Consider the following 19,426-nt stretch of genomic DNA (forward strand, 5'->3'; position numbering starts at 1 on the left):
CTTTTCTTCAGGGATAACGGTTTCCAAGGCCGTCTATTCATGGGCGGTGCAGCTTCATCCTGCCCCGCAGCCTAAGCAGCGCCTGGCTGTGCAGCTGGGAGATGCGCGATTCGGTAAGATGGAGCACGGCGCCGATCTCCTTCAGGTTCATCTCCTCATAGTAGTAGAGGGTGATGACGATCCGCTCCTTTTCCGGGAGGTTGTCGATGGCCTCGGCGAGCCCTTCCACGGTCTGCCGGGCGATGAGCTGATTCTGGGGGCTTTCGATCCCCTTGTCCTCCAGGACGTCCAGGAGCCCCAAGGGGCTGCCGTCCTCATCCATCCAGGCGTCATCAAGGCTGACAAAGGAGAGGAAGTGGATCTCCTCCAGGAGGTGGAAGTAAGCTTCCAGGTCAAGCCCCATGGCTGCAGCGACCTCATCGCTGGAGGGATTCCTTCCCAGACGCTGCTCCAGGGCCGAGAATTCCCGCTCCAGGCGCTTGAACTTGTCCCGCAGCGACCGGGTCAACCAGTCCTGGGAGCGGAGTTCGTCCATAATGGTACCCCGGATGCGCTGCTCGGCGAAGGTCTTGAACATTACCCCCCGGGAAGGATCAAAGCGCTCCGCTGCGGAAATAAGACCTATGACGGCGGCGCTCCGCAGATCGTCCCGGTCCAGGTGAGGAGGAAGAGCCGAAGCGATGCGATCCACCAGGAACTTCACCAGGGGAAGATGGGAGACGACCAGTTCGTCCCGGTCGGGAACCGCACCACGCTGAGCCTCTTGTTCATACGCCTTGAGTAGACAGTTCATATACGCTCCGATCCTGCGGCACCGGGGAACTCTTTCCTGGAAAGAAACTGAATGTTTCCCTTCAGCCGGTTGTCGCAACTGCTTGCCATAATCCTTCTCGCCAATGCCGTGTAGCAGCGGGAGGCCCTGCCGTTGGGGTAGAGCTGACAGACCGGTCTCTGGCTTCTTACCGCCTCTCCCACCAAGTCGTCCCGCAGGATGCAACCCATGAAATCCATGGAGACTTCCAGAAAACGATCCGCCACATTGAAGAGCTTGTCATACACCCCCACCGCTTCCTTCTGGTCCCGGGCCATATTGACCAGCACCTTGAAATGCCGCTCGCCGTAACGGGTGGAGAGCAACTTGATGAGTGCGTAGACATCGGTAATGGAGGTGGGCTCCGGCGTGACCACCACCAGTATCTCCCGGGCCGCCACATTGAAGTAGGTGACATTTTCCGAGATGCCAGCTTCGGTGTCGATGATGAAGACATCGAAGTTTTCCTCCAGCCGGTCCAGCTCATCCAGGAGCTTGAGCCGCTCCGGCGTCCCCAGGCTGGTATATTCCTGGACCCCTAACCCGGCAGGGACGACCTTTATCCCCCCCGGTGCGGAGATGATGATGTCGTTCAGGTCCTTTTCCCCCGAGAGCACATGATTCATGGTGAAAACCGGGCGCAGTCCCAGGAGGATGTCGATGTTTCCCACCCCCAGATCGGCGTCGATCACCAGGACCTTTTTTCCCTGGTTCGCCAGCGCCACCGCCAGGTTGACCACCACATTACTCTTACCGACCCCCCCTTTGCCGCTGGTTACGGAGATGACCCGGATATTCTGACGGCTGCTGATCCTTCCCGCATAAAGGTTCACATCGCGCCTGGTGGCGTTTACCGTACCGGCCAGATGTCGCAGGGTATCGGCTTGATCACTGCTCATTGCTCCGTCTCCCGCAGCACCAGGTTGGCCAGTTTCCGCGCCGTCGCCACCTCGATGTCCTCCGGCACCTTCTGGCCCGTTGTGAAGTAGGAAAGGGGATACTTGTTGCGAACCTGGGCGTTGACGATACAACCGAAGCTCTCGCTTTCATCGAGCTTGGTGAAAAGCAGCCTGCTGATGGGAAGAACACTGTAGTTGGCGACGATCTCATTCATCTCCCTGTCCCTGGTGGTGGCGGAAATGCAGAGGTAGGTCTCGATGGCCGGATGGGATTCCAGGTAAACCTTCAGTTCCTCCAGTTTTTCCCGATCCTTGGGACTCCGGCCGGCCGTATCGATGAGAATCAGGTCCTTGTCCGCATGCTTCGCCAGAACCGTCTCCAGTTCCTTGACCGTAGCTGCCACTTCAAGGGGGACATCCATGATCTTGGAATAGGTCTTCAACTGCTCGATGGCACCGACCCTGAAGTTGTCGGTGGTGATCATGGCGACCCGCGCCCCCTTGTTGAGGGCATACATGGCGGCCAGCTTGGCGATGGTGGTGGTTTTACCGACCCCGGTCGGGCCAACGGTGGCCATGATGCGCGGGCCGGCCTTTTTCAGGCGCAGCGGCCCCGAGCACTTGATGATGCCGGCAAAGGCATCGATCAGCCGCTCCCGCAGAGCCTCCAGTTCTTCGCCCAGTTCCGCCGCCGGGCGGATCAGCTCAAGGAGAGCCTGGATGCTATCGGCACCCACCTCTTCCGAGCGCAGCTCAGTAGCCAAAAGCTCCAGCGCCTCTTCCGACAGGTCGCCGTCGTCAGCCAAATTTTTGACTTCCAGCATCTCCCCGCCGGCAACAACCGGAAAGGAGACCGGCTTGGAGGCTTTCTCCTCCTTGGCAGCCACCGCATTGAGCAACAGTTTCTTGATCTCCTCCATATCCTCCCGAGCGAAGGTCCGGGGGGCAGCACCTTCACGCTGGGGCTGAAACGGCTTGACCTCGCTTTCCGGCATTTCAACCACCGCCACGGGAGCAGGCTCCTTTTTTTCGGTCTCTTTCTTCGCCAGCGCCTCGACCCGTTCCTTCAGTTCCCGCAGTTCCCTGGCCAGGGGGGCAAGCATGGAATTCTGGAATTCCTCCTTGGTGCTCAGCTCCCGTTCCGGCTTTTCCTGGTAATAGACCGGGCGCTGTACCGGCTTCTGCTCAAGAGCTGCGGTTACCTCGTAGTACGGCTTGGAAAAGAGGCCAAGAATCCCCTTGCGCCGCTCCTGCTTCGAAGAGAGGATCATTGCATCCAGTCCCATTTCGGCCTTGACCATTTTCAAGGCCTCCGACATGTCTGCCGCCTGGAAAGTTTTAACTAGCATCGAGACTTACCATCCCTAACGATTGGATTTTTATGCTGGGCGGAATCTCATTGTGGGAGATAACCGCGAGGTTCGGCATGTACCGGTCGGTGAGTTTCTTCATGTGCCTTCGGACACTGGGAGAGGCAATAACTACCGGTGCGGTCCCGGTCTGGTCGAACCTCTCCGCCCCTTTGCGTATGGCAGTCAAGATATTCTGGGCAGTGGCCGGTTCGATGGCCAGGTAGCTTCCCTGCTCGGACATCTGCACCGCATCGGCGATTGTTTCCTCCACCTCCCGGTCGAGGGTCAGTACCCAGAGGGTGTCGTCCTCCCGCTTGTACTGCTCGACGATATAGCGGCCGAGGCTCTGGCGGACGAACTCGGTGAGGGTATCGGGATCCTTGGTTACCCCGCCGTAATCGGCAAGGGTTTCCAGAATGGAACGGAAATCCCGGATGGAAACATTTTCCCGGAGCAGATTCTTCACCACCCGCAGCACCGTCCCCAGGCTCAAAAGCGACGGCACCAGCTCCTCCACCACCTTGGGGAGAGTTGACGACAGGGTGTCCAGAAGCTGCTGCAGCTCCTGCCGCCCCACCAGCTCGTGGGCGTGCTTCTTGATGATTTCGCTGATGTGGGTAGCCAGGATGGTCGTGTTATCCACCACGGTGTAGCCGCAGACCTGGGCCTGCTCACGGTCCCGCCCCTTAATCCAGATGGCGGGAAGGCCGAAAACCGGCTCGGTGGTCCGTGTCCCCTCCAGGGTGCCGGAAGCACTGCCGGCATCCATGGCGAGATACTGGCCGTTGAGCTCGCCGCCGCTCACCTTGGCACCGTTGATCATGATGTTGTATTCATAGGGTTTCAGCTGCAGGTTGTCATGGATATGGATGGGAGGGACGATGAAGCCCATGCGCTGGGCATATTGCTTGCGGATGGAGCGGATGCGGTCGAGCAGCTCGCCGTTTTGTGCCGCATCAACCATGGGCACCAGTCCGTAGCCCACTTCCAGCTCCAGCATATCCAAGGGGCGGATCGTCCCGATCTGGTCCGCTTCCTCCGCCTCCTGGGCATTCGCAGCATCTAGATCCTCCTGCTGCACTTCTTGTTTCTCCACCGCCAGCCGCCCCGCGAAAAAGGCCGCACCGGAGATGAGCAGAAAGGGGAAGTGGGGCAAACCGGGAATGAGGGCAAAGACGAACATGACGCCGGATGCGATGTAAAAGGCCTTCGGGTAATTGAGGAGCTGGCCTGAAATTTCGTGGCCGAAGTTCTTTTCATCGGCTGAGCGGGTGACGATGATGCCGGCGGCGGTGGAGATGATCAGCGCCGGAATCTGGGCCACGAGCCCCTCCCCCACCGTCAGCAGGGTATAGTTGGAAAGGGCCGTGGCCAGCTCCATTCCCTGCTGCCAGACACCTATGACAAAGCCGCCGATGATGTTGATGAGCATGATGAGAATGCCGGCAACAGCATCCCCACGGACAAACTTGCTGGCACCGTCCATGGAGCCGTAAAAGTCGGCCTCGCGGGCGATTTTCGACCGGCGGAGCTTGGCCTCCTTGTCGGTGATGAGGCCGTTGGAGAGATCGGCATCGATGGCCATCTGCTTGCCCGGCATGGCATCCAGGGTGAAACGGGCGGCAACCTCCGCCACCCTTCCTGCGCCCTTGGTAATGACGACGAAATTGATGACGACGAGAATGAGAAAAACGACGGCGCCGACCACGTAGTTGCCGCCGACGACAAAGAGGCCGAAAGCCTTTATCACCGCCCCGGCAGCCTCTGCCCCTTCACTGCCGTGGAGCAGGATCAATCGCGTCGAAGCGATGTTCAGGGCCAGTCGGAAAAGGGTAGTGATGAGGAGTATGGAGGGAAAGATGGAAAAATCCAGGGCCTGGATCGTGTAGAGGCTGACCAGCAGGATCACCAGGGCAATGGTGATGTTGGCGGCAAGAAAGACATCGAGGACGAAGGCAGGCAGCGGAATGATCATCAGGGCAAGGATGCCGATCAGGGCAACCGCCATGTAGATGTCGGAATTCTTCCGGAAGGGCTGAATATCGATTGCTTCTGCTGCCGGAGCCATCTATAAAATTCCTTTGAAAAATCAAGGGCTTTTTAGCTGCGCAGACTGTTGTGCAACCGTTGTGCCATCGGGGGGAAATGGTCATTCAGCCGCGGTGGAAAGGGATAGAGGGGAAAAGGCCGTTCCGGTTGCGGAGCAGGCATGGAGGTAAAATCGTCCGTAAAAGACAGCATTTTGAATGGCCTCAGGTCAAGATTTTGACCCCATGGCAATAACTGGAGTGGTGCTTATCGTTCCCGTATTTAACGTGGGCATGTTCACATTTCCGATTGAAAATTTACCTGTTTGGCTATATATTTTTTTCCTTTTTTAATCCTATGCGGGAAGAAGCACCCATGCGCATGAAAAATCTCCTTGTATTGCTGATGTCGGCCCTGTTCCTCGCAGGATGTACCACCATGGTACCGAAGGAAAACCTTCCCTTTCCCCTGACCAATCAGGAATTTCCCGATCCGGTCAAGGTCGTTTCCATTCCCCTGCCGATCATTGCCTCCAGTCCAAACGAAGGCATTACCTATGGAGCCCTGAACGCCTTTCTCCTCCACAACAAAAAAGGAGAGGTCAGCACCCTCGTCGCTCCCCAGGTCAACTACAACGAAAACTTCGGCACCACGACCACCCTCTTTGCCACCTTCTACCCCATTGAAGACCGCTATTGGGAAGTGGCGCTGTCAAAATCCACCAAGGTCAACGACGACTTCGAGTTCAAGCTGCGCGACAAAACTCTCCTCGACAAGAAACTTGAACTGAATGCCTTCCTCTTCTCCCTGACCGACGGCTCGGCACGTTTCTTCGGTTTCCAGCAGTCAAGCCAGAAAAGCGACGAAACCAACTACGCTGACAGTGAAACCGGCTTCAACCTTACCGCCGGCTATCAAATTCTCAAGCATGTGCAACTGGTGGTGGGGGAGCGCTTCAAGGATGTGGATATCAAGCAGGGAGCAATCACCAAGGTCCCCTTTATTGGGGAGAAGTTCGATTCGAGCAGCGTACCGGGCATCGGCGGTTTTACCGCCCATGCGCAAAAGATCGGTCTTATCTATTCCACCCTCGACTCCCCCACCCTCCCCACTTGGGGGGGTTATGCCAAGGCCTCTGTCGAAGGAAGCATCAAGCGGTTCGGCAGCAGCGCCGACTATCGCCATTACGAGGCAGAAATCAAGGCTTATTACCCCCTGATGAATGCCCGGTTCATCAGTGTCGGCCGGCTCGCCTACAACCAGACCCTGGGGAACGATGTCCCCTTTCTCGAAAGAAGTATCCTGGGCGGGGAAACGACCCTGCGTGGTTACGGACGGAACCGTTTCATCGACAGCAGTTATTTTCTCTGTAATCTTGAGGAAAGAATCAGGCTGTTCCGGTGGGAAATTTTCGATGTAAATGCGGACTGGGAAATAGCCCCGTTCATAGATCTGGGGGCGGTCATGGAAAGGCTGGACAAGGCCAGCACCAGGAGCTTCGAATTCAACCCGGGCATCGGCTTTAGGGCTGTGGTACGTCCCAACATCGTCGGCCGGGTCGATCTGGGCATCGGCAAGGAAGGACCGGCGGTCTTCGTCGGGCTGGGGTATCCGTTTTGAACCGGTTCTATGTTCTGGGTTCTAGGTTGTAAACATAGAACATAGAACTTAGAACCTTGAACCCTGGTGCGTACCCCTTCGCACCAGCTCGTTATCGATAGTGTTCAGCACCTCGAACTTCTGCAGCGACCAGAGCGGCGCGATGAGATGGTCGCGGTTGCCGTCGCCGGTCAGGCGCTGGACGCTCATGGCCGGGTCGAGCCTTTCCAGGAAGTCGCAGACCAGTCCCACGTATTCATCCCGGTCAAGCATCCTCACCCTTCCCTGCGCATATTCCTCTTCCAGGGGCGTATCCCGCATAACGTGGAGCAGATGGAGCTTCACCCCATCCACCCCCAGCTCGTTCAGTACCGCAGCCCCCGCCAGCATTTCCTCCCATGTCTCCCCAGGAAGTCCAAGGATGATATGGGCACAGACCCTGATCCGCCGCGCCTTGCATTCCCGTACCCCTCTGACGAAGGAGGCGAAATCATGCCCCCGGCGGATGAGACGCAAGGTCCGGTCCAGGTGAGACTGCACCCCCAGCTCCAGCCAGGAATAGGTCTGCTCTGCGTATGATGCCAGGAGATCCAATGTCTCGGGGGGAAGGCAGTCGGGACGGGTGCCGACAATGAGACCGACCACATCCTGCACGGCCAGGGCTTGATCGTAAAGGTGCCGCAGATGTTCGACAGGGGCATGGGTGTTGGAGTAAGGTTGAAAGTAGGCGAGAAATTTCTTCGCCTTGTACTTTCTCGTCATCACCTCTTTGCCATGTTCGAGTTGTTCAGGAATGGATGCGCCGCGGATAATGCCGAAGGATCCGGAACCGGAGCCGCCGCAATAGATGCAGCCGGCCGTCCCGACCGTGCCGTCGCGGTTTGGGCAGCTGAAGCCGGCATCCACGGATATGCGATGGACACGGCAGCCAAAGACCCGCTTCAGTTCTTCGGAAAAGATGTTGTAGCGTTTTCCCCCTGGGAACATCAGTGCAGAGGCCTCACTTTACAACCTCGAAGGCATTTCTTTCCCTGTTCCAGGTATATCCCCTGCCGCTCCAGATGGCCTCGATTGTTGCCCAGTCCAGCCCCAGCCCTTTCATCTCCTCGGTCACATAATAGGCAGGCATGATCTCACTGTCGTCAATGCGTCCGTCACCATTGCCGTCCGCCCAGTGAAAGGGAGCGATGCCGACCTTGCCGCTGCCGCCAATGACTGCAGCCCGATTGCTGCCCCCCGAATGGACGAGAATGGTACCCTTGAGTTGTGCCTGGCTGTTGAGGGGGGCGTCCGTGGGAACCTGCACCACGTAAGAGATTTTCACTGCGCCACTGCCCCCCGCAATCAACCAGCGGACCTCTTCCGAAGGGGATTTTGCCGATGCAGCCGGAGGCGTGGCATTGACAAGTCGCCAGCCGCTGGGGAGCTTTTCCTTGACAATCAGGCCACCACGGGTGTTATCCCGCCTGGTCACGGTTATCTGGACCGGCATCAGCTGCCCTGGGGCACAATAATGGGGCAGCCACCGCTCGGCAACTGCAGGTGCGGCCGCTCTTGCCAGGATGAAATACGCACCGAGACCAACCAATGCCGCGATTGCTACCGCCATAAGCGCAACCCGCCTCCGGCTTTTTTTCGGCGGCAGCGGCAGTTCAACTTGCGGGGGTTCCTCAGCCGGAGCAACGGATTCCCGGCGCAGGATCTCGTCCAGGCTCACTTCCAGCGCCAGGGCCAGTTTCTCGGCATTATCCCGCTTGATGGTCGGGTAGCGGTTGTTTTCCCACCTGGAAATGGTATCGGTAGTAACGCCAACCACATTGGCCACGTAAAGCTGCGTAAGCTTCTTCGTCTCGCGAATACTTTTTATGCTGGCGCCGTCGATGGCAACGCTGGCCGAGGTTGCTTTTTCTATTTTATCTGGTAGATTTTCCATATAAAAATTATTAATAAATTATCATTCCCAGGGAAGTTTCGTCGCCTGGAATTCGTCTTTTTGAACCCGACATCGGGTGGAATTACTATAGATGTCCATAGCTACCCTACCATGCGCATGGTATTTTTTAAACACCATAGTGCAGAAACATCAACCAAAAAAAGGAGAGTATCGCAATGAAAAAGATTATTGCAGCAACAGCACTCGTCATCTTCGCAGCAGGCGCCGCCATGGCGGCAGACACCATGACTTTCCCGGCAAAGAACGGGAATATCACCTTCGACCACAAGAAACACCAGGAAACCCTCAAAGACTGCAAAATCTGCCACGAGAAGGGGCCCGGCAAGATCGAAGGCTTCGGTAAGGACAAGGCCCATAAACTTTGCAAAGGGTGCCACGAAGAGAAGAAGGCTGGCCCGACCAAGTGCGGTGAGTGCCACAAAAAGTAGGGTACTCGGAACAGATTTTCCCAGCTGGGGCGAAAAGGGGCGGCATCTGCCGTCCCTTTTTTCGTTGCCAGCAGCGCCACAAAGCATGTATCTTCAGTGGAGATGAAACGCTATTTTTCCGAAAACGCCCTCCTGCAGATGCGCGAGGCCATCGCCGAAGCAGGGGGCAACGAGGTTTTTTTCCTTGGCCGTACCGACGAAGCCAAAGTAGTCATCGAGGCAGAGCCCCTCGCCCGGGGCAATACCGATGCAGTAGCGGCGATCATGATCGTCACCTCCTTCGGCGATGTGGTCATCCACAATCATCCCTCCGGTGTCCTCACCCCTTCCCAGGCAGACATAGAGATTGCATCATTACTGGGCAACCAGGGAGTAGGCTTCTATATCGTCGACAACGCCGTGGAGCGTTGTTACCAGGCAGTTTCTCCCTTTACCCGCACGGCAGTTGAACGTCTCTCCTATCCCGAGTTGGAGCGATGGTATGCACCGGGTGGAATCCTGACTGAGCACCTCAAGGGGTATGAACATCGACCTGAACAGACCCGCATGGCCTTCGCCGTCGCTGAAGCATTCAACGAGGAGCGCATCGCCGTCATCGAGGCGGGGACCGGCATCGGCAAATCCCTCGCGTATTTGCTTCCTGCAGCCCTCTGGGGACTGCGCAACAAGGAACGGGTTGTCATCTCCACCAACACCATCAATCTCCAGGAACAGCTCATCAAGAAGGACATACCCTTCCTGCAGAAACACGGAGAGCTGGATTTCCGGGCGGTGCTGGTCAAGGGGCGCAACAACTACCTCTGTCTGCGCAAGCTGGAGCACGTCAAGGCAGAGCCGAGCCTGTTCAAGGACGATGCTGCCAACGAACTGCAGACCATCATCGACTGGAGCGAAAAGACCGCCGAAGGCTGCCGCAGTGACCTTTCTTTTATTCCCCGGGATGAAACGTGGGAGGAGATAGCCTGCGAAGCGGACCAATGCGGCCGGGTCAAATGCCCCCACTATGCCCGCTGCTTCTTCTACAAGGCGCGACGGGAGGCTGCCGGCGCCGACCTCCTGGTGGTGAACCACGCCCTGCTCATGGCAGACGTGGCCGTGCGCCAGGAAACCGGCTACGGCTCCACCGCTATCCTTCCCCCCTTCGAGCGGATCGTCTTCGACGAGGGGCATCACCTGGAAGATGTGGCAACCAGCTTCCTCTCAGCCCAGGTCTCCCGCAACGGCCTGCTACGCATTCTCGGCAAGCTGCAGCATCCGCGCAAGGCCCAGCGGGGGCTGCTGCCGCTTCTTTCCACCCAACTTTCTCGGGAAGTACCGGAGGCCATGGATGATATTTACATGGAAGCGGCCGGTATCCTGGAAGGGCGTCTCATTCCCCGCCGGCTCGATCTTACCGAGGCCGTGAATCGCTCCATGGACGGGATCGGCACCGCCCTGACGGCACACCTGCGCAAGGATCCCGGCAGTAAGGAAGAGATCAAGCTGCGGGCAACCCAGACACTATATGGAACCCCGCTCTGGGCCGAAGTGGAAGAACGGGTCAATGACCTGTGCCGGGAAATCGGCGAGTATACAGTTGCCCTGAAGAACTTTCTCAAGGCGTGCGAAAAGCTGCCCGACAAGGTGCTGGAGAAGCTCTCGGGAAGCTTGGTGGACCTGAAGGGGGTCAGGGGACGCCTGGAAACGGCACAGGTGAACCTGCGTTTCTTCACTGCCCGGGACGAGGGATTCTGTCGCTGGTTCGAATCGAAAAAGACGACGAAAGGGCCGGTGGTCAAGCTCTGCTCCTCTCCACTGGAGGTGGCCGAGTCCCTGAAAAAGGTCGTCTTCGATCAGTTCAAGACCGTTATCGTTACCTCCGCCACGCTAGCCGTTGGCGAACGCTTCGATTACCTGAAAAAGCGCACCGGGCTGAGCATGATGCCCGGTCCGCGGGTCAGCGAGCTGCTCCTCGCCTCCCCCTTCGATTATCAGAAACAGACCTTCGTCGGCATCCCCACCGATATTCCGGAACCGGTCGCCTCGGGATTCGAGCCGGTCCTCAACGAATACCTGCTGCAGGCCCTGGGCATTTCCCAAGGGCGCGCCTTCGTCCTCTTCACCTCCTACAGCCTTCTCAGCCGTATCTATAACCGCCTGGCCGAGCCGCTCAAAAAAGCGGGGCTTACCCCCATGCGTCAGGGGGAGATCAACCGCCACCTGCTCCTCTCCCAGTTCAAAAAAGGGCACAATCCGGTTCTATTCGGCACCGATTCCTTCTGGGAGGGGGTTGACGTGAAGGGCAAGGCCCTGGAGCAGGTGATCATCACCCGGCTCCCCTTTAGGGTGCCGACGGAACCGATCCTGGAGGCACGCGCCGAGCATATTGCCGCCATGGGGGGCGATCCGTTCATGGAATACACCGTCCCTCAGGCGGTAATCAAGTTCAAACAGGGCTTCGGCAGGCTGATCAGGAGCAGAGACGACCGGGGTGCGGTGCTGATCCTCGACAGCCGGGTCCTGTCCAAGAACTACGGTAAGTCCTTTCTCCGCTCTCTACCGGATGTGCGACTCGTCAAGGGGGACGGGAAAGCGGTCTTTACCGCCATGGCCGAATTTTTCAGGGATTAGCCTTTATCTGCCGTCGGGCGACGAAATTGTAGCATTGGAAATAGCAGAGTGTCATGAGGATGAAGACGAAAAGGATGGAAAACTGGGCACCCGGAACCTGTGGAGCCCTGAGGATGAATACCAGGAAAAAGATGAAGACTGCTGCCTTGACGATGTCACCGGTGACCCTCTTGCGCCGCAGTGCCAGCAGGGTATCTTTAGAGAGCGAAGTGCTGCAGGACGAAACCTCCCGTTTCGCCTCATGGGCAGCGAAGCGGTAGACGGGGTAGAAGAGGACGATCTGGGCGACCACGGCCCTGATCAGGCTGTTGATGAACACCTGCTGCGGGGCCTGTGACTGGAGCCAAAAAGCGATTGCTGCAAAAAGAACAAGAAGAAATCCCTGAACCACGTAATAGATGGTGATCAGACGTTTCAACCGAGTGTAATCAAATCCGTTTGCCATAGTATCCCCGCTGTTATCAAGCATTTGAATTGACCTGCTGCACCAGGGACCATAACAAATAAAATGACGTTTTACAAGCAAAACATCCTGAGTTGGATAATGATCCAAGCATAAAAAAAGGCCCCCAAGAGAGGGCCTTTTTTCGCATGGATCAAGATCAGAGATTACTTCTTGTGGCACTCGCCGCACTTGGTCGGGCCGGCTTTCTTGGTCTCATGGCAGCCCTTGCAAAGCTTGTGAGCCTTGTCCTTGTCCAGGGTCAGTTTGCCAGGAGTACCTTCGCCGTGGCAAACTTTGCATTCATTGGCCCCGCTGTGCTTCTTGTGATCGAAAGTGACGTTACCGTTTTTTGCCTTCAGAACGACGGTGTCGGCAGCAAGGGCAGCCGATGCGGAAAAAGCGACCATCAATACAACAGCCAATACTTTCTTCATACTTAAATCCTCCAGCGAATTAAAATATACAAACATCGCTCTTATACCCTCACGATTAGTTCATGTCAATAAATTTATACCCATCATAAGGAGGCTGTCGGACTAGTGATTTGCCGTTTTCGCCGCCGGTTAATCTGAACCCGACATTTTCCTAACGCTGCAAAGCCCTGGCAACTGTTACGATGAATACCTCGGCTGCCCCCGCTTTTTTCAGAACCTTTGTGCATTCTTCAACAGTGCTGCCGGTAGTCAATACGTCATCGACAACAATGATCCGTCTGCCGGCGATCGTTTTCGGCTGTGAGACGCTGAAAGCTCCCTGCACATTCTGCCGGCGCTGGTCTGCGGCGAGATTTATCTGCGGCTCCGTCCAGCGCGTTCGCTGCAAGGCAGTGCGCGAAAGGGGAATCGCCCATTCCTTGGCCAGCACCCCTGCCAGAAGGACCGCCTGATTGTAGCTGCGCCAACGCAGCCTCTTTTTATGCAGGGGAACGGGTATGATCAGATCGGCTGCCGCCAGGGTGGCGAACCCCCTGAGTTGGCGGGCGACCATCAGGGCCAGGGGCCGGTAGAGGTGCGTCTTGTGCCCGTACTTGAAGCGGTGAATCAACTCCTGGATGGAGCCTTCAAAAACAAAAGCGGAACGTGCCGCAGCATAAGCAGGAGGATGGGATATGCAGGCGCCGCAAGGATGGTCGATGCCCTCTTCAGTGACAAAGGGAATGCCACACTGGGGACAAAGGGGCGAATCGATCGGCACGACCGATCGAAGACAATCGGTGCAGAGATGTACATCCCCGGCATTGGGGATGTACATCCTGCACCGATGGCAGAGGGGTGGAAAGAGGATGTCCAGCAGGGACCGGAACAGCAATGCCTAGAGACCCAGGTCCTCGTTGACCACCAGCACCCGTACGTCAGTCAGGCGCGGCTTACGGTCGATCACGGTTGTAATGCGGCAGATGCGGTCGGGGGAATTGCAGTCGGAACAGAAGCCGGTTTTCGCACAGGGGGTATTGTAATTGAGGCGCTTGGCATTGGCAGGGCCAGCATAGTCTTTGATCCTTTTTATTGCCACTTCGAGGTCACCATCCACCAGTTTGTTGCGCCCGGCAACAACGATGACTTTTTTCGGCCCGAACAGCATGGAGCCGACACGATTCCCGACCCCATCAATATTGACCAAGATTCCGGAAAGGGTCAGGGCATTAGTGCCGGCGAGGAAGAGGTCGCAGGTAAGCTGGCGCCGCATCATCGTTACCTTTTCGTCGGGGGACAGCCCGGGCTGGCTGTGATTCAATATTTCCTTCCCCTGGGCGCTGAGCTGTTCGGCAACATTCAGCTCAGCCACGGACATGGAGCCGCCGAAACCGACGTTTGCCGCATCAGCCGCCTCCCTGATGATGTAGTCGCAGGCCTCCTGGCCGCTTTGGCAGTACAGGGCAGTAAAGCCGTTTTTTTCCAGCGAGCTTACAGCCTTCCTGCATTTCTGTTCGAAAGTCCAGTCCATCAGTTCTTTACTTTGACTCATTGTAACCACCTTTCCATAAAGCTCGTGCAACGTGTCCGGGAATGATCTTTCCCGGTGACAATGCCCGGTCTATTTGCCTAATCTCTGCCAATACTCGTATTCGTAATGCCAGAAATCCTTCATGAAATCGACCAGTCCCCGCATGTAGGCGGCTAGGGCCAGCTTTGCCCCCGCCTGATCGGCATATTCCTTCTTTTCCAAAGCGGCACGGTAGAGTTCGCCCCCCAGAGCCGTTGCCTTGGCGAACAGCTGGTCCTGGTTGGGAAAGAGCCGTTCTCCGGCCATGGAAGAGCCGACTCCTCCGACCGACCATGCCCCCAGCAGCCCTACCACCCGCTCCATGTAGTTCAGCACCTGGTCATCCCCACCGCCGCCGGAAGACTCCACCACGACACCGTATTTCCCCTCCATGGCCAGGCAGTGGATGAGGCCGCAGCAGCGGTCGAAAAGGGCCTTCATTTGGGCGGAAACGCTCATGATGTAATTGGGGCTGGCGAGGATGAAGCCGTCGCACGCTAGAAGCTGCTCCTTGAGCGCCTCGAAATTGTCCGGAATGGGGCATTTCCCCGTCTTGTGGCAGCAGTCGCAACCAATGCAGGGATTGACCGTGATCTTCGACAACTGCACCACCTCGACGCTGCCGCCGGCGGCCGTGAGTCCATCCACCACCTTATCCAAGAGAATGGCCGTGTTGCCCCGGTCGCCGTGGGGACTGCCGTTAATTGCCAGAAATTTCATGATCTCCTCCTAGGAGCTGTCCCAGCGGATGCATAAAAAGCTCCAGCTGCAAGGCTTGCGAACTCGCCCGAATGAGGCATAGCAGCGCTATGCCGCAGTGAGAAAGAGCGAGCGTAACGCAGCAGATGGACTTTTTAGGCATTCGCCATAAGACTTTTGCCGGTCATTTCCTTGGGCTTCTCCACCCCCAGAATCTCCAGCATGGTCGGCGCGATGTCGGCAAGGATCGCCGGATGCAGTTTCACCGATTTGCGCGTGTCGTCCACCAGGATGAAGGGGACCAAGTCGCAGGTGTGGGCGGTGTGGGGTCCGCCGTTCTCGTCGACCATCATTTCCGCATTGCCATGGTCGGCGGTTATGATGGCACGCCCACCAAGGCTCAGGACCTTCGCCACCAGCCTGCCGACACACTCGTCCACCGCCTCGACCGCCTTTACTGCGGCATCAAGCATGCCCGTATGGCCCACCATATCTGCATTGGCGAAATTGAGGATGATGACATCATAAATATCCTGATCGAGCCGCTTGAGGAGCTCTTCGGTCACCGGGTAAGCACTCATTTCCGGCTTCTGGTCATAGGTTGCAACCTCCTTGGGAGAGGGGATCAGTGCCCTATCCTCGCCCGGAAAAGGAACCTCGCTGCCGCCGTTGAAGAAGAAGGTGACGTGGGCATATTTTTCCGTTTCGGCGATGCGCAGCTGCTTAAGCCCAGCCTTGCCCAGCACATCCCCCAGGATGTTCTTCAGTTCCTCGGGACCAAAGGCGACCGGCAGACCGAAGGTTTCATCGTAGGTGGTCATGCAGGCGTAAGAGGCAAGCTTCGGCCAGCAGGGGCGCTGAAAGCCGCTGAAGGCAGTGTCGGTGAGGCTGCGGGTGATCTCCCGGGCGCGGTCCGAGCGGTAGTTGAAGAAAATGAAACCGTCCCTCTCGGCAATCCTGCCGATTGCAGCACCATCCCGGGTAATGATCGAAGGGATGACGAATTCGTCGGTGACGCCGTTCCCATAGCTCTTCTCGATGGCTGCCGCCGCGGAAGGGTACTCTTCTCCCTCGCCGCAGACCATGGCCCGATACGCTTTCTCGACCCGCTCCCAGCGATTGTCCCGATCCATGGCATAGTAGCGGCCGATAACCGTGGCGATGCGGCCGCAGCCAATCTTCGCTATCTCTGCCTCAAGCTGAGCCAGGTAATCTGCGCCACTTTGGGGGGGAGTGTCACGGCCGTCCAGCAGGCAGTGGACAAAGACCTCGTTCACTCCCTGCTGCTTCGCCAATTTCAGAAGTGCGTAGAGATGGGTATTGTGGGAATGGACGCCGCCGTCGGAAAGGAGCCCGGCAAGGTGGAGCCTGCCGCCGGCAGCCTTGGTCTTGGCGATGCAGTCGAGAAGAACGGGATTGGTAAAGAAATCGCCGTCGTCGATGGCCTTGGAAATGCGCGTCAGGTCCTGATAAACGATACGCCCGGCGCCAATGTTCAGATGCCCCACCTCCGAGTTGCCCATCTGCCCCTCGGGGAGCCCCACCGACATGCCGGAAGTCCCCATCCGGGTGCAGGGATACTCGGCGCAGAGCCGGTCCATGTTTGGGGTCAGCGCCTGGGCAATGGCGTTGTTATCGGAGTTGGGATTGATCCCCCAACCATCGAGGATCATGAGCAATAAGGGCTGTTTCGGCATCGGCATTCTCCTTGGACAGAATTATAAAACAAAGGAAGGTCCACAGATCAACCGGATTCCATCAATGCATCGGTATAACCTGCGGATTGAATCAATGATGATACGGTTCGCCGTTGATAATGGTAAAGCCCCGGTAGATTTGCTCCAGCAGGAAGATGCGCACCATCTGGTGTGTGAAAGTCATGCGCGAAAGGGCAATGGTCTTGAAGGCCCTGGAGCGGAAGGCCTCGCTGAAGCCGTAAGCGCCGCCAACCGCAAAGACCAGTTCCTGGGTGCCGCCATCCCGATTTGACTCCAGGAAACGGGCCAGTTCCGGCGAGGTCAGCTGCTCTCCCCGCTCGTCAAGAAGGACCAGGCGCGCGTTCTTCGGCAGGAGCTTCAGGAGTCGCTCCCCCTCCCGCTCGCGCATGGCCTCGGCAGCGGCCCCCTTCTCCTCTCTTGCTTCGGCAAAATCGATGGCCATGTACCGACCGATGCGTCCCGCATATTCATCGATACCTCGCCTTACCCACTCCTCCTGGGTTTTGCCGACCCAGAGGACCTTGAGCCTCATCGTTCCTTGTCTTCCCAGAGGTATTCTTCAGGGATTTCCACCAGTGGGCAAGCGCTCCACATCTCGTCCAGGTTGTAGTGGCGGCGCACCTCTTCCTGGAAAACATGCAGGATGACATCGCCGTAATCGATGATAATCCAGCGTCCCTCCTGCATTCCTTCGATGTCCAGCGCCTTGCCGAACTTCTTCAGTCCCTGGCGTACCGAATCGGCAATGGCCTGGGTTTGCTTGTCGGAGCGACCAGTGGCCAGCACCAGGTAATCGGCTATGGTGGAGTGCCTGCTTATCTCGAAAATTTTAACATCCAGGGCTTTTTTGTCCAAGGCGAGTGCCGCACACTGGATGGCCCGTTCCTTTGAATCTAGTACTTTATTATCGAGCATCGTTGTAAATCCTCTGTTCCTTTATATATTGCTCCACGGCTGCAGGAAGCAGGTATTTTATGGAGCGCCCCTGGCGGGCCAGTCGGCGGATTTCACTTGAAGAAATATCCAGAAGGGTCCCAGAAACGGCGTAAACTGAATTCCCTGAACAGTGTTCGAGGCGTTTTTCTGCGACATGATAAGTGAACTGATCAGCTATGGCAGCGGGGAGCGCCTGATCAAGGGGATCAGCGAGGGCGCCGGGGCGCGATACCACCACCAGGTTGCAGAGGCAGAAAATTTCCGCGTATTCTCGCCACGAGCCGATATCGAGAAAGGAATCGCTGCCGATGATGAAGAAGAACTCGTCGCTGGGAAACGTGCCATGTAGCTCCTGCAGCGTGTGGATAGAATAGGAGGTCCCGCCACGTCTCCCCTCCAGGTCGGAGACGGTAAAGCAAGGGTTGTCGGCAATGGCCAGCCGCACCATCTCATAACGGACCTTGAAAGAGAGTTCCCCGGCCAGGAGCTTGTGTGGCGGTGAAGCGGTCGGCATGAACATCACCCGCTCCAGGTCGAGGCGGTCCCGCACCTCCTCGGCAATGCGCAGATGTGCATTGTGGATGGGATTGAAGGTACCGCCAAGGATACCGATCCTCACGCCACGCCCCCCTGCACTGTCTGGCGGTCGCCGGTCACTGCCGGATCTGCCCTTCACCATAGACGATGAATTTGGTGGTGGTCAGGTCCTCCAGCCCCATGGGGCCGAAGGAATGGAGCTTGGTGGTGGAGATGCCTATTTCCGCACCAAGGCCGAGCTGATTGCCATCGGAAAAGCGGGTCGAGGCATTGACCAGGACGACGCTGGAGTTGACCTCCCGTAGAAAACGTTGGGAGTTGCCATAATCGCTGGTGATGATCGCTTCCGTGTGCAACGATCCGTATTTATTGATATGGGCGATCGCTTCGTCCATATCGTCCACCACCCGGACCGCCAGGATCAGTTCCAGGTATTCCGCGTACCAGTCCTCTTCAGTGGCAGGCGTCGCTTCCGGGGCGAACTGGCGAAAGGCATCGTCACCACGCAACTCCACCTTGAGCGTTGCAAGGGCCTCGTGAATGCGGGGAATGAATGTCTCCGCCAAGTCTTTATGAATAAGAAGCGTTTCCAGGGCATTGCAGACCCCCGGTCGCTGGGTCTTGGAGTTGACGATGATCCGCTCGGCCATATCGAAATCGGCCGTAGCATCAACAAAGATATGGCAGACCCCCTTGTAGTGCTTGATGACAGGGATCTTCGAGTTTTCCACGACGAAACGGATCAGGCTCTCCCCACCACGGGGAATGATAACGTCGATGAATTCCTCCTGTTTGAGCATCTCCGTCACCCCTTCCCGCTCAGGAAAGGGAATGAGCGAGAGGGCAGCAGCCGGAATATTAAGCTTGCCCATTTCCCTCTGGAGCAGCCCGGCGATGGCCACGTTGGAATGGATCGCCTCGGACCCGCCGCGCAGGACCACGGCATTGCCCGCCTTGAGGCAAAGTGCTGCCGCATCGGAGGTCACGTTGGGGCGCGACTCGTAGATGATGCCGATGACACCGAGGGGAATGCGCATCTTGCCGACGGTGATCTCATTGGGGCGCTTCCACATCCGCGTCACCTCCCCCACCGGATCGGGCAGGGCGGCCACTTCACGCAAGCCATCCGCCATGGCCTTGATGCGGGCCTCATTGAGCATCAACCGGTCAAGCATGGCGGCAGACAGACCCTTCTGTTCTCCCGCCGCCAGGTCCTTGGCGTTCTCCTCGATAATGCTCCGGGCATTGTCTTCCAAGGCCTGCGCCATCCTGAGCAGCAATTCGTTCTTGGCGGCGGAGGACAGCCGGGCCATGGCAATGGACGCCGCTCTGGCCTCACTCGCTATTTTTTGTATTTTTTCGGCAACAGTCATCATTCTTCCCCTATCTCCGCAGCTTCAGAAATGTGGATTTTCCGATAAACACAA

The 19,426-nt window shown here is 57.3% G+C and carries 19 protein-coding genes; 3 read left to right on the forward strand and 16 right to left on the reverse strand.

The genetic code is table 11. The features are described from left to right. Positions 1 to 37: 37 nt before the first annotated feature. Genes ML541_RS02150 through flhA form a run of 4 tightly spaced genes read right to left on the reverse strand, consistent with a single transcriptional unit; the run spans position 38 to position 5,130 of the window. A complete protein-coding gene (locus tag ML541_RS02150) occupies positions 38 to 793 on the reverse strand; it encodes a FliA/WhiG family RNA polymerase sigma factor (protein ID WP_243370247.1) in 756 nt (251 codons plus the stop codon). Continuing rightward, positions 790 to 1,710, reverse strand: coding sequence for a MinD/ParA family protein (locus tag ML541_RS02155; RefSeq protein WP_243370249.1), 921 nt, complete (start codon positions 1,708 to 1,710; stop codon positions 790 to 792). The genes ML541_RS02150 and ML541_RS02155 overlap by 4 nt, the downstream gene beginning before the upstream one ends. Next, entirely contained in the window at positions 1,707 to 3,059 is a 1,353-nt protein-coding gene (flhF, locus tag ML541_RS02160; protein WP_243370250.1) for a flagellar biosynthesis protein FlhF, read from the reverse strand. Before flhF ends, ML541_RS02155 begins: the two co-directional genes overlap by 4 nt. After that, positions 3,049 to 5,130, reverse strand: a complete 2,082-nt coding sequence (flhA, locus tag ML541_RS02165) for a flagellar biosynthesis protein FlhA (protein WP_243370251.1) — start codon at positions 5,128 to 5,130, stop codon at positions 3,049 to 3,051. Before flhA ends, flhF begins: the two co-directional genes overlap by 11 nt. Positions 5,131 to 5,465: 335 nt before the next feature. On the opposite strand from flhA, the gene ML541_RS02170 reads away from it, so the two are divergent. Continuing rightward, positions 5,466 to 6,710 carry a BamA/TamA family outer membrane protein gene (locus tag ML541_RS02170; RefSeq protein WP_243370253.1) on the forward strand — a complete coding sequence of 415 codons (1,245 nt, stop codon included), beginning with the start codon at positions 5,466 to 5,468 and terminating at the stop codon, positions 6,708 to 6,710. 48 nt (positions 6,711 to 6,758) lie between these two features. On the opposite strand, the gene ML541_RS02175 is transcribed toward ML541_RS02170, so the two are convergent. Together ML541_RS02175 and ML541_RS02180 are read right to left on the reverse strand one after the other, a co-directional pair. Beyond that, positions 6,759 to 7,676, reverse strand: a complete 918-nt coding sequence (locus ML541_RS02175; protein ID WP_243370255.1) for a TIGR01212 family radical SAM protein — start codon at positions 7,674 to 7,676, stop codon at positions 6,759 to 6,761. Positions 7,677 to 7,689: 13 nt separating this feature from the next. Beyond that, complete coding sequence (locus ML541_RS02180; protein ID WP_243370257.1) at positions 7,690 to 8,622, reverse strand: helix-turn-helix transcriptional regulator; 933 nt, start codon at positions 8,620 to 8,622, stop codon at positions 7,690 to 7,692. Between the two features lie 176 nt (positions 8,623 to 8,798). On the opposite strand from ML541_RS02180, the gene ML541_RS02185 reads away from it, so the two are divergent. Together ML541_RS02185 and ML541_RS02190 are read left to right on the forward strand one after the other, a co-directional pair. Next, positions 8,799 to 9,071, forward strand: a complete 273-nt coding sequence (locus tag ML541_RS02185; RefSeq protein WP_243370259.1) for a cytochrome c7 — start codon at positions 8,799 to 8,801, stop codon at positions 9,069 to 9,071. Positions 9,072 to 9,173: 102 nt separating this feature from the next. Continuing rightward, positions 9,174 to 11,681 (forward strand): helicase C-terminal domain-containing protein, encoded by a 2,508-nt coding sequence (locus tag ML541_RS02190; protein ID WP_243370261.1) that lies wholly within the window; start codon positions 9,174 to 9,176, stop codon positions 11,679 to 11,681. On the opposite strand, the gene ML541_RS02195 is transcribed toward ML541_RS02190, so the two are convergent. The 10 genes from ML541_RS02195 to ML541_RS02240 all read right to left on the reverse strand — a co-directional run bounded on the left by ML541_RS02195 (position 11,671) and on the right by ML541_RS02240 (position 19,372). After that, positions 11,671 to 12,126, reverse strand: coding sequence for a hypothetical protein (locus tag ML541_RS02195; protein WP_243370263.1), 456 nt, complete (start codon positions 12,124 to 12,126; stop codon positions 11,671 to 11,673). The genes ML541_RS02190 and ML541_RS02195 overlap by 11 nt on opposite strands. A gap of 164 nt (positions 12,127 to 12,290) precedes the next feature. Then, entirely contained in the window at positions 12,291 to 12,560 is a 270-nt protein-coding gene (locus ML541_RS02200) for a cytochrome c3 family protein (RefSeq protein WP_243370265.1), read from the reverse strand. Between the two features lie 151 nt (positions 12,561 to 12,711). Next, positions 12,712 to 13,434 (reverse strand): ComF family protein, encoded by a 723-nt coding sequence (locus tag ML541_RS02205; protein ID WP_279342299.1) that lies wholly within the window; start codon positions 13,432 to 13,434, stop codon positions 12,712 to 12,714. Positions 13,435 to 13,437: 3 nt separating this feature from the next. Continuing rightward, the gene (locus ML541_RS02210; RefSeq protein WP_243370269.1) at positions 13,438 to 14,091 is read right to left on the reverse strand and encodes a lactate utilization protein; all 654 of its coding nucleotides are present in this window, start codon (positions 14,089 to 14,091) and stop codon (positions 13,438 to 13,440) included. Between the two features lie 69 nt (positions 14,092 to 14,160). Continuing rightward, positions 14,161 to 14,829 carry a flavodoxin family protein gene (locus ML541_RS02215; protein WP_243370271.1) on the reverse strand — a complete coding sequence of 223 codons (669 nt, stop codon included), beginning with the start codon at positions 14,827 to 14,829 and terminating at the stop codon, positions 14,161 to 14,163. A 134-nt stretch (positions 14,830 to 14,963) separates the two neighbouring features. Next, positions 14,964 to 16,505 carry a 2,3-bisphosphoglycerate-independent phosphoglycerate mutase gene (gene gpmI, locus ML541_RS02220; protein ID WP_243370274.1) on the reverse strand — a complete coding sequence of 514 codons (1,542 nt, stop codon included), beginning with the start codon at positions 16,503 to 16,505 and terminating at the stop codon, positions 14,964 to 14,966. Between the two features lie 91 nt (positions 16,506 to 16,596). Continuing rightward, positions 16,597 to 17,058, reverse strand: a complete 462-nt coding sequence (locus ML541_RS02225) for a 23S rRNA (pseudouridine(1915)-N(3))-methyltransferase RlmH (protein ID WP_243370277.1) — start codon at positions 17,056 to 17,058, stop codon at positions 16,597 to 16,599. Further along, positions 17,055 to 17,441, reverse strand: coding sequence for a ribosome silencing factor (gene rsfS / locus ML541_RS02230; RefSeq protein ID WP_243370279.1), 387 nt, complete (start codon positions 17,439 to 17,441; stop codon positions 17,055 to 17,057). Before rsfS ends, ML541_RS02225 begins: the two co-directional genes overlap by 4 nt. Beyond that, complete coding sequence (gene nadD / locus ML541_RS02235; protein WP_243370281.1) at positions 17,431 to 18,081, reverse strand: nicotinate-nucleotide adenylyltransferase; 651 nt, start codon at positions 18,079 to 18,081, stop codon at positions 17,431 to 17,433. The genes rsfS and nadD overlap by 11 nt, the downstream gene beginning before the upstream one ends. Before the next feature lie 34 nt (positions 18,082 to 18,115). Then, entirely contained in the window at positions 18,116 to 19,372 is a 1,257-nt protein-coding gene (locus tag ML541_RS02240; RefSeq protein WP_243370283.1) for a glutamate-5-semialdehyde dehydrogenase, read from the reverse strand. Positions 19,373 to 19,426 lie beyond the last annotated feature (54 nt).

Origin of the sequence: Geotalea sp. SG265 (assembly GCF_022808985.1) — a bacterium.
GTDB lineage: Bacteria > Desulfobacterota > Desulfuromonadia > Geobacterales > Geobacteraceae > Geotalea.

What these genes read in the sequence shown, in the direction of transcription:
- ML541_RS02210 (WP_243370269.1), bottom strand. Translation starts at nt 14,091, where the DNA reads ATGAGTCAAAGTAAAGAACTGATGGACTGGACTTTCGAACAGAAATGC.
- ML541_RS02240 (WP_243370283.1), bottom strand. Translation starts at nt 19,372, where the DNA reads ATGACTGTTGCCGAAAAAATACAAAAAATAGCGAGTGAGGCCAGAGCG.
- ML541_RS02185 (WP_243370259.1), top strand. Translation starts at nt 8,799, where the DNA reads ATGAAAAAGATTATTGCAGCAACAGCACTCGTCATCTTCGCAGCAGGC.
- ML541_RS02175 (WP_243370255.1), bottom strand. Translation starts at nt 7,676, where the DNA reads ATGTTCCCAGGGGGAAAACGCTACAACATCTTTTCCGAAGAACTGAAG.
- ML541_RS02150 (WP_243370247.1), bottom strand. Translation starts at nt 793, where the DNA reads ATGAACTGTCTACTCAAGGCGTATGAACAAGAGGCTCAGCGTGGTGCG.
- ML541_RS02200 (WP_243370265.1), bottom strand. Translation starts at nt 12,560, where the DNA reads ATGAAGAAAGTATTGGCTGTTGTATTGATGGTCGCTTTTTCCGCATCG.
- ML541_RS02215 (WP_243370271.1), bottom strand. Translation starts at nt 14,829, where the DNA reads ATGAAATTTCTGGCAATTAACGGCAGTCCCCACGGCGACCGGGGCAAC.
- ML541_RS02190 (WP_243370261.1), top strand. Translation starts at nt 9,174, where the DNA reads ATGAAACGCTATTTTTCCGAAAACGCCCTCCTGCAGATGCGCGAGGCC.
- ML541_RS02195 (WP_243370263.1), bottom strand. Translation starts at nt 12,126, where the DNA reads ATGGCAAACGGATTTGATTACACTCGGTTGAAACGTCTGATCACCATC.
- gpmI (WP_243370274.1), bottom strand. Translation starts at nt 16,505, where the DNA reads ATGCCGAAACAGCCCTTATTGCTCATGATCCTCGATGGTTGGGGGATC.
- rsfS (WP_243370279.1), bottom strand. Translation starts at nt 17,441, where the DNA reads ATGCTCGATAATAAAGTACTAGATTCAAAGGAACGGGCCATCCAGTGT.
- flhA (WP_243370251.1), bottom strand. Translation starts at nt 5,130, where the DNA reads ATGGCTCCGGCAGCAGAAGCAATCGATATTCAGCCCTTCCGGAAGAAT.
- ML541_RS02155 (WP_243370249.1), bottom strand. Translation starts at nt 1,710, where the DNA reads ATGAGCAGTGATCAAGCCGATACCCTGCGACATCTGGCCGGTACGGTA.
- flhF (WP_243370250.1), bottom strand. Translation starts at nt 3,059, where the DNA reads ATGCTAGTTAAAACTTTCCAGGCGGCAGACATGTCGGAGGCCTTGAAA.
- ML541_RS02225 (WP_243370277.1), bottom strand. Translation starts at nt 17,058, where the DNA reads ATGAGGCTCAAGGTCCTCTGGGTCGGCAAAACCCAGGAGGAGTGGGTA.
- ML541_RS02180 (WP_243370257.1), bottom strand. Translation starts at nt 8,622, where the DNA reads ATGGAAAATCTACCAGATAAAATAGAAAAAGCAACCTCGGCCAGCGTT.
- ML541_RS02170 (WP_243370253.1), top strand. Translation starts at nt 5,466, where the DNA reads ATGCGCATGAAAAATCTCCTTGTATTGCTGATGTCGGCCCTGTTCCTC.